General features: G+C 66.2%; 6 protein-coding genes and 1 pseudogene. 2 read left to right on the top strand and 5 right to left on the bottom strand.

What is annotated here, in order from left to right; translation table 11 throughout:
* The coding region (locus OG302_RS43155; protein WP_371750515.1) for a hypothetical protein at nt 1-882 on the top strand (882 nt) is incomplete at its 5' end.
* 1,580 nt (nt 883-2,462) lie between these two features.
* On the opposite strand, the gene OG302_RS43150 is transcribed toward OG302_RS43155, so the two are convergent.
* From OG302_RS43150 to OG302_RS43130, 5 genes and pseudogenes are all read right to left on the bottom strand, one after another.
* Complete coding sequence (locus OG302_RS43150; protein ID WP_371750514.1) at nt 2,463-2,768, bottom strand: hypothetical protein; 306 nt, start codon at nt 2,766-2,768, stop codon at nt 2,463-2,465.
* Nucleotides 2,769-3,470: 702 nt separating this feature from the next.
* Nucleotides 3,471-3,935, bottom strand: coding sequence for a hypothetical protein (locus OG302_RS43145; protein WP_371750513.1), 465 nt, complete (start codon nt 3,933-3,935; stop codon nt 3,471-3,473).
* A gap of 395 nt (nt 3,936-4,330) precedes the next feature.
* Entirely contained in the window at nt 4,331-5,494 is a 1,164-nt protein-coding gene (locus OG302_RS43140) for an RNA-guided endonuclease InsQ/TnpB family protein (protein WP_371750512.1), read from the bottom strand.
* Between the two features lie 503 nt (nt 5,495-5,997).
* Nucleotides 5,998-6,375, bottom strand: a pseudogene (locus OG302_RS43135) (transposase); the annotation flags it as partial.
* Nucleotides 6,309-6,947 (bottom strand): transposase domain-containing protein, encoded by a 639-nt coding sequence (locus tag OG302_RS43130; RefSeq protein ID WP_371750511.1) that lies wholly within the window; start codon nt 6,945-6,947, stop codon nt 6,309-6,311. The pseudogene OG302_RS43135 and the gene OG302_RS43130, both read right to left, overlap by 67 nt.
* Before the next feature lie 926 nt (nt 6,948-7,873).
* Between OG302_RS43130 and OG302_RS43125 the strand changes: the two genes are divergently transcribed.
* Nucleotides 7,874-8,386, top strand: coding sequence for a hypothetical protein (locus tag OG302_RS43125; RefSeq protein ID WP_371750510.1), 513 nt, complete (start codon nt 7,874-7,876; stop codon nt 8,384-8,386).
* Nucleotides 8,387-8,581: the final 195 nt, after the last annotated feature.

Genomic DNA, 8,581 nt, shown 5'->3' with positions numbered 1-8,581 from the left:
AGCGACGACAGCGACCGCTCGGCCATACACCTTCAGGCCCGAGTCCCCGACGGCTGGACCGCGGTCTCCAACGGCCCGTCGGGAACCCCCAGGAAGGACGGTGACCGCAAGGTCTACCGATGGGACAACCCGGAACCAATGCAGGCCGGTTACGTGCATTTCGGCGTGGGGGACAAATGGACCGAGTCGGACGAGAAGCTGCCGGACGGCACCCCTGTGCACTTCGTCTACGGTGACGGGGCGGAAGGCCGGGGCAGGAAGCTGGCCGAAGTCCTGGGTGAGGCAGCCACGTGGCAGGCGGGCCTGTTCGGAAAGTACCGCCATGAAAGCCTGACCGTCTCCTTCCTTGACTTCAAGGACCCGAACGTGCCGAACGTGACCGGATGGAACACGATCTCCATGGCCATGGAGTATCCGGGGGATACGGGAACCCAGCCTGTCACCCAGGACGTCTTGGTTCACGAGCTGGCCCACACCTGGCTGGAGGCCGTGCGGGCCAACGACGGGTACGTGGAGGAGACCATCCCCACCTATCTGCAATGGGCCTGGCAGGAGAAGTTCCGCAAGGCGGACCTGGTCACGATGTACCGGGACAAGGTCAAAAAGATCCAATGGCAGTCCGCCAATGTGTACACGACCAGCGGCGCCGCCATGTATGCGCTCCGTCGGCTGGTCGGGGACGCGGCCTTCGACCGAGCGCTGAAGGACTGGCTGCCCAGCCACGCCGACCGGCCGACCGCCTGGGAGGCCTTTCGAATCTCCCTGGAAAAGCACTCCGGCAAGGACCTGAAGCTATTCTTCGCTGGCTGGTTCCAGCCCGAGGAAACGAAGCCCTCTTACCCCGGTGACGAATTGGTCTGGCCCGACTGGGCCAAGGGCTGAGGGGACCGTCGCGCCAGTCCTTGGCGGTCCGATACGGCCCTGGCTCCGGATCCGGTCCGTGCACCATCCCGCGAGTGTCCTCCAAGATCGGCATACACGGCACCTTGTGATCTCTACCGCGGCTACGCAGTTCGGGCACGGGAACGACGTTTCCTGCCGCGTTGCAGCGGACGGCCCACGGCGTCCCGTGGCCCTCCTCGTAGACCCCTACGTCGGTGAGCCGTTTGCCGTTGCCTCCCGCGTTGGTGGCCCTCGCCTAGACGCCGCCGGTGAGGGCCCGGCCTGTTCGGCTTCCGTGACGTTGACCGCCCACGCGATGGCACTCCGTCCATGCCCACGAGGGCTCGCGGTCCGCGGACACCTGGGCGCTGCGCGACGGTGAACCCTCCGGGGATGCCGCTGCCTCACGGGCACCAGCAGCCTCACCGGCTTCACTGAGATGGCTGGCCGTGGAGGGTGTGACGATGTTTCCCCACGGCCGGGAGGCTGGCGAACTCGCCGGTGATGCAACGGGGGTGCTGACGGGCCTGGCCGGGCTCCTGCTGCTCTTTCACCGGGCTCGAGACTGGTCGGCAGGTTGTGGCCGTTGGATTGATCCTCCTCTTTAACTCCGGTGAAGTTGAAGGCCGTATTGACCGGGCCAGGTTGCTCAGGCGCGAGGTGTTTGGCCGTGCTGGTTTGCTCTGCGTGTGTAGGTGAGTCCTGCGGGACTGAGGTGGCGCAGCCTCACCTGAAGGCGAGGATCGTGCAGGAAGCATTCCTTACGGGACCGCTGGCGGCTACGCCGCTCCAGGTTCGGGTTTCATTCAGTTCTGTATGCCGGCACTGATGGCCGTGTGTACGGCGCTGTGCAGGGTCCGTCGGTGGCGCCGGTGCTGGAGTGCATCTGTATCGGCCAGTGTCGGCTACGGCGTGTGGGGGTGGAGCACGCGATATCAGCACTTCGGAAAAGTCAGGAAGGGCCCCGGCCGTGAGGCCAGTCGACTTCGCCGGATTCCGGGCACAGCAGATCGAAATCTGGACGCGGTGCCGACAGCCGCGTTGCGGCAGCGCGGTGTCGGCAGTAGAAACATCCCCGCACCCCGAGCCGACATACCAGAAGAAAGGAAATATTCGTGCCTCAACGGTTGAAACGTCTTCTCGTTCTCAGTACCACTTGCCTCGCACTCGCCGGAGGTGCGGCAGTCTCTGCCGCGGGCAGTGCCGCCGCTGCGCCTTCCTCAAGCACCGCTGCTGCGGCGGGTATCCACGGGGGCGGCAGGTCGGGCCCTCAGACGGGCGGCGGTCACGGGTGCCACTGGCAGCAGGGCTACTGGGCGTGGCAGTGGTCGTCCTACTACGGGCAGTGGATGTGGGTCTGGTGCCCCGGACAGTGGGTCTGCCACTAAAGCCAACCCCGTTGCGTTAGCGTCTGGCTGCTGACGGCGGCTGGATGGTGATGGCCTCGGCCGGTGCTCTGGTCGGCTGAGGCCAGCTGCGGTGCTCGACTCGCGTCAGCTTGTAGCTGGACATTCTGCGTTTGACGACGGGGGGACTGGCTGCGGAACCGACGTGGTGGCAGCTGGTGGGACAGGACGTCGTCACGGAGTCTGGCCAGGGCCGTGATCAGGTGCTGAGGGGGAGAAGACACCGGGTGTGTAGGCACGCTGCGGCGCGTGGCGTGCAGGGTGTCGGTGAAGGAGAACCGGTCGGGGTCGATGGCCTGGGCGGCGGCGGTTCTGCAGATCAGGGCCCGCAGCGCGTGGTGGACCAGGAGTTGGGCTCAGATTGCTGGCGCACGCCGTCCGGGTCTTGCTGGAGAGCACCGCGCGAGGTCCGCGCTGGTGCGTCTTGAGCTCGCCGAAGACGGACTCGATCTCCCACCGCTCGCAATAGAGCGCGGCCAACTCCCGCGCAGGCTACTGATCCGTGTCTAGCAGGTCGGTGACCAGGCGGGTAACTCCGTGTCCTGGCCGTGCAGTTGGTAGGCCAGGACACGGACCCGCGCGGGGGCACGCTTCTGGCCGTCGGTACCGGCATGCAACCGGACAGCCACGAGCCATCCGGCCGCCTGACCTGCGCCGGCAGCACCCGGTTCGCGCCCCCCACGGCAGGTGGGCCCCGGTGCCGGCGAACGCCCGCCATAGCGGGACGCCGAGGAACTCACGATCGGCCAGCATCAGCATGCCCAGCCGGCGCCGGCCTACAGGCGAAAGGATGTAGTTCGGCTGACCCGCGCACATCGGCTCGGCATCGAGCACGGCGTGAGTGCGTACTCGGCCAGCGCGGCCATCGGCACCTGCGGGAAGATCGACTTGTCGGTACCGCGGGTACCACCGTTGATCCTGCAGGCCGGCGCGGTGCTGCGGTCGTCCACTGTTTGGTCTGAACGAGGTTTACCGCTGCCCCATCAGGGCGTCGGTGTTATCGCCGTAGCAGATTCACAAGCGAGCAAAGTCGTGTGCATCACGTTGCCCGCCCACCCTCTCTGCCTGTAGCGGGCCCTGGGTACTTTTGTGGAGTCCCCTACTCGTGTCTCGCGGCTCGAGGGCTTGTCGTTCCCCACGAAGGCCGAGCCGTTCAGAGCCCGGCCTTCGTGGGGACGAGGATCAGTGGTTAGTGCCAGAGGCCCAGACAGCGCGGCTGCCGTCGTAGATGACGACGTTCCCGTCATCCTGAATAACCAGGCGCGAGCCCGGTCGGCCGTCCGTGTTGGAAGCCCACACCGGCCGATTGGAGCGCGTGTACACCACGAGGTTGCCGTCCGTCTGGAAGCGGGCCGTCCAGCCTTGTCCGACGGTGTTGGTGGCCCAGCGGGCCCGGTTGAACTCGTCGTAGATGACGAGGTTTCCGTCAGACTGCATGACCAGCCGCGCAGTGTCGGAGCTCACGGATTGGTTGTGATGGAGGGTGAACGGCGCATAGCGCGTCTGGTTTGACGGCAAAGCCGTCGCTACGGTCTTGCCGTTGGCGACGGGAGGAGTGTGGTTCGACGGCGCCGCGCTGGCCTGGCCGACGAGCGTCAGGGTGGCGAGGGCGGCGGTTGCCAGAAGTGTGGTGGCTCTCTTCCCCATAAGTGAACTCCTTGAATCGGGTAGTTCTTCATTAGTGCCCTGGGCAGGCACTGCAGCCGGACTCTGACATCACGGCTGTGCCACAGGGGATCCCTTGGTGAAGCTATGACGGGTTCGAATCCCTCTTTGACCTGAAAACATAGATACGAACTGTCAATACGTATTGATGCCCCTACGGGCATGCGACAGGACCGTCATCCGGTCTTCGTGAGGCGTCACCAGCAGATGAGGCTGCAGGCCAATGAGAGGAAGGCGTCATGGAGTTCGAACGTCGTTTCCGGCGCACCTCCGGCCTGGGGTGGTGGTGCTGCACTGTTGAAACCTCCCCCACCTGAAGAGGGGGATTCCTGACTCACGCCGCTGGCCCCCTCTGCGAGGAGACGAGTCTTGTGCGATCAACGCCAGCCGGGAGAGAGGCCAGCCCGGACGAGCATCACGTGGGCGGAGTTTTTGTCCCGTGGTCGGGAGACTCCGCACGCGGTGCACGCGTACGTTCGTTCGCCGAGCGGCAGTTGGTGCTTGGCTCTCGCACCGCAGTCTGCGCAGTCCATCGTCGTGTAGGCGGGGTGCACCAGGTGCACGGTCCGCCCGTGTTTGCGGCCCATCTCGACCAGGGCCGTCCTGGTGGCGCCGATCGCCGCATCGGCCGCCTTGCGCGCCAGCGTGGTCTTGGCGAGAAACTTGGGGCGGAAGTTCTCAACCGCCAACGCATCGTGGTCGCGGACGACTCGCTTGGCCCACTTGCGGCCGGTGTCCTGGCGTTGCCGTGCGACCTTCTTGTGCGCCTTCGCCGCCTGCATGCGGGCGGTGCGGTACCCGTTGGTGTCGGGCTGATTCTTCGGGGTGCGTCGTCGGGCCATCTGCCGCTGGTAATGGGCCAGTTGTTGCGCGGCCCGCTTCCCGTGCTCGGCGTGCGGCAGATCATGCACCGCCGAGGTGGTCGTGGCGGTCTCCTTCACGCCCCAGTCCACCCCGATCACCGCCCCCGTCGCGGGGAGTTCCTCGCTGACGGTCTCGACGACGAAGGAGGCGTACCAATGCCCGAGACTGTCGCGATACACGCGCACGGACGACGGCGTTTTGGGCAGCTCACGCGACCACACCGGCGACAGCACGATGCCGCCCGCGACGTGCAGGCGCCCGTCCTTGAGACGGAAGCCGCGCGAGGTGTAGTTCAGCGTCGGCAACGCCTCCCGCTTGCGCTTCATCCTCGGCATGCCCGCCCGCTGGCGCTGCGGCAGACGGGCCTTGATGTCCTTGAGCGCCTTCGCACGCGAGCGTCCGAAATCCCGGATGATCTGCTGCTGAGCAACCGAAGAGCCCTCCCGCAGCCACGCCATCGACCGGCGGGCCTCGGTCAGCATCCTGTCCAACTGAGCCGGGCCGCACGTGTCCTCGCCGCCCGTGGCCTGGTTGCGGGCGTAGACCTTGCGCGACATCGCCACGCACTCGTTCCAAACCCACCGGCACCGCGACCACTCCGCCTCCAGGCCCGTCCGGGCCGTCGAGGACACACGAAGCCGGTAGGTGTACCGGGCGTGCTGCGTGGACGGGGACATCTCATCAACGTACTTGCTGCCACTGACAACGCCGGATTCGCCCAGAGGGCGAACCGGCTCCACTCTGCCCCGCTCACGCGGGAGCTTCGTTTCCTCCCCCACCTAAAGGACAAGGCCGTGAAGTTAAGGGCTGATCGGGTTGGTCGAGATGTTGATGGTGAGGGTGGCGGGTAGGTCCGGCGGTCGACTTTCAGGCGTTTGTGTGCGTAGCGGGATAGGGGGCGTTTGACTGCGCGAGGGCTGAGCCGGGGTCGTCGGGTGGGCAGGAGCGCGCTGAGTACGGTGGTGCCGATCGCGCCGACCAGGTCGATCACGGTGTCGGCGAGCACGTTGGCGGCCTGGATGACCTGGTCGCGGGCTGCGTGCAGGGCTGTGGTGAAGGCGCATCGGTCCGGGTCGGTTTTGGTGGGGTGGGCGGCGTCTGAGATCGCGATCCGGATCAGTTGATACGTGCTGAGCAGGGCATAGATCTCCTGGGCGATGCCCGGCCAGGAGCGGGAGCGCAGAACCCGGCGTCCGAGCATCGACTTCTTTAGTTCGAAGTAGGCCGATTCCACCTCCCAGCGTTCGTGGTAGAGCTTGACCAGCTCGGATGCGGGATGGGTGCGGTGGTCGAGCAGGGTGGTGGCCAGGCGGTAGGTGCCGGCGCGTCGGCCCTGGCTGGTCACGACGGCTATCTCGCAGGCCACAATCCGGACCTCGGTGCCGGCCAGGCGGGAGAGGAACGAACCGTCGGGATACCGGGCCAGCACCGGAGGCTTCCAACTGGCGGACAGCCGTGCCAGGAAGCGGGCGCCGGATTCATTCACGGCGCTCAGGAAGCCCGCGGTGGCAAAGCCGCGGTCGAGTAGGACGAGCATGCCTGGATGTGCGGACCGCAACAGGCGGCGGCCCAGGATCGACTCGCCGGGTTTGCCGGGCCGAACACCGCGTCGATCACCGCGCGGGTCCCGCAGGCCACCAAGGTGGCCAGGAGGACCTGGGGGTATCCCGAGGAGGCGGTGTACTGGTTGGAGGTTTTGCCGAGCTTGGCGCGGACCGCTTCGTCATCGGCGACGTCCAGGTGGGTTCCGTCGATGGCGACGACCAGCATTCCGGCCCAGCGGGCCCCGGCCGTCCGGATTGCCGAGGCTGGACCACGCAGCAGATCGAACAGGGCCCGCATCGGCCGCACGCCGAGCCGGGCACGGGCCTGCCACATGGCCGTGGCGGTCACCCGGGGTATCGATAGCGCGGACAGTGCACCCGTCAACTTGCGCCACACGCCCAGATATCCGCACTCCTCGAACAGCCCGGCCGCGAGCAGGAGATAGACCACAACTCGGGCCGGGAGCTTGCGGGTTCGTTCCTGAACCGCGCCACACTCGGCGAGTACTGCATCGACTAGCTCGAACGGCACAATCTGGGTCAGTTCACCCAGGTGTCCTGGGGCAAACACCCCTTCGGCTACCACGACTTCGCGACGGATGACAGACTGGCCAGACAGCGGAGCCTCCGGTGCTGTGAACGGTTGTCTTGGTCGACTGCCAGTTCTACCGGGGCTCCGCTTTCCGTGTCCTCAAGTTCGCCGAACCTCACACCAAAGCCGCTTGACACCCCCGATCAGCCCGTAACTTCACGGCCTTGAGCTAAAGCAGGGGGCCTCCACGAAGGAGACATGGTGATGGAGGCAGGCCCTTCCGGGATCGCTCACGCAGAGGGAGGTCCCAAGCCACCGCAGGTTGCTCCGGTGAACGAGCCGGGGTGATGAGCACTGCCGAAAAGGCACACGAGATGCGTCAGGTGTGTGCCGCGGTGCGATGTCGTCGGCCTTGGCCCACATTCACCCAGGGCCATCCGGTACAGGCCGCCGCAGTGGGGTCTGACGACCGTCACGGTGTTTGCCGGTCTGCTCTCGCTGAGGTACTCAGGCGGATGTGGAGCACGACCGGCTCGGGAGCACGTCGGGCACGGTGATCTGGTGGACGCAGTGGTCCCGGTAGGCGGCGGGCTTCACTTCCTCGACCGCATCAGCCGAGACGATCAGGTGTCACTTCCTGCTTGAAGCCTCACCGTTGACCGTGCAGATCCTGAGGTACGGCAGAAGGGTGTGGAAATCCCGAGTGATCATGGCCAAGTAATCCTGACAGCCCCATTACCACCGCCGCCAGGTGCGCCCCGCCCCCAACCGATCGGAGGTCTGCCGCCCGCGCCCCCTGCTGCAGTACAGGCGGTGGGGAGCCCAGGGAAGTCGTCTGTCCCCGCACCACGGTTCACTTGATCGACGACGGTGGAGCCCTCCCAGTAGAGGGACTTCCCTTGGCTTCCTCCTGCTCCTCCGCCGCCCCCCGATCGGGAGGCGGCTGCGCGGCCACCCGGCAGGCCGCCAGGCGCGACGTAATGCTGACGCGCCGGGGCATAACCAAGACCGCCATATCCGGCGTTACCACCATCGGCGAAGGCGCCTTCACCGCGAGAGCCGCCCTCACCGCCGCCGCGGCCACCACCGGGGCCGCCTCCACTGCTCCCGTTGCGGCCGTTGCCGTCTCCTCCGTCTCCTCCGTCTCCTTCGTGGTAACCGCCGTCGCCGCCCCAGCCGCCTTCACCGCCGCTACCAGCAACAAGCTTGGGCGTCCCGGCGTCGTCACAGTAGAGAATCGTCACCCCATGCCCTTTGTGGGCAGTATCTGGAATGCCTACAAAGAAGGCGATAATTTCCCCGGGGGTAACGCTGTAGTTCCGTTGGCAGAGATAGGCACCAACACCGCCGGTGCCGCCGGTGCCGCCACGGCCGGCGTTGTTGCAGCCCGAGAAGCCGCCAGCTCCGCCAGGGCCCCAAAGTTCCACAGTCAGACTGGTCACTCCAGGTGGGACTATCCACTCATGCTGGCCAGGTTCGGTCCAAGACTGTGAAGGCATGCAGAATCCTGCTTTCCTGCGGGGACTGCCCGGACGACATCTTGCTGCGCTTATATGTCGTTGCTGGCATGGCCACCCTCACTGGAAAAGGGGGTCGGCGGATTGGCGGCCCCGGGATGCTGTCATGGCCCACCGCGGCTTGAACGCCCGTTCCTGCCCAAACACTACTGAGGAGGGAAAGCCAGCGGT

Origin of the sequence: Streptomyces sp. NBC_01283, assembly GCF_041435335.1 — a bacterium.
Classification (GTDB): domain Bacteria; phylum Actinomycetota; class Actinomycetes; order Streptomycetales; family Streptomycetaceae; genus Streptomyces.
Note: the sequence above shows the minus strand (reverse complement) of the source record. Positions and strands in the feature narration are given on the sequence as shown.

Excerpts from the sequence above, each read along its gene's own strand:
- OG302_RS43125 (WP_371750510.1), top strand. The coding sequence starts at position 7,874 with ATGCTGACGCGCCGGGGCATAACCAAGACCGCCATATCCGGCGTTACC.
- OG302_RS43145 (WP_371750513.1), bottom strand. The coding sequence starts at position 3,935 with ATGGGGAAGAGAGCCACCACACTTCTGGCAACCGCCGCCCTCGCCACC.
- OG302_RS43140 (WP_371750512.1), bottom strand. The coding sequence starts at position 5,494 with ATGTCCCCGTCCACGCAGCACGCCCGGTACACCTACCGGCTTCGTGTG.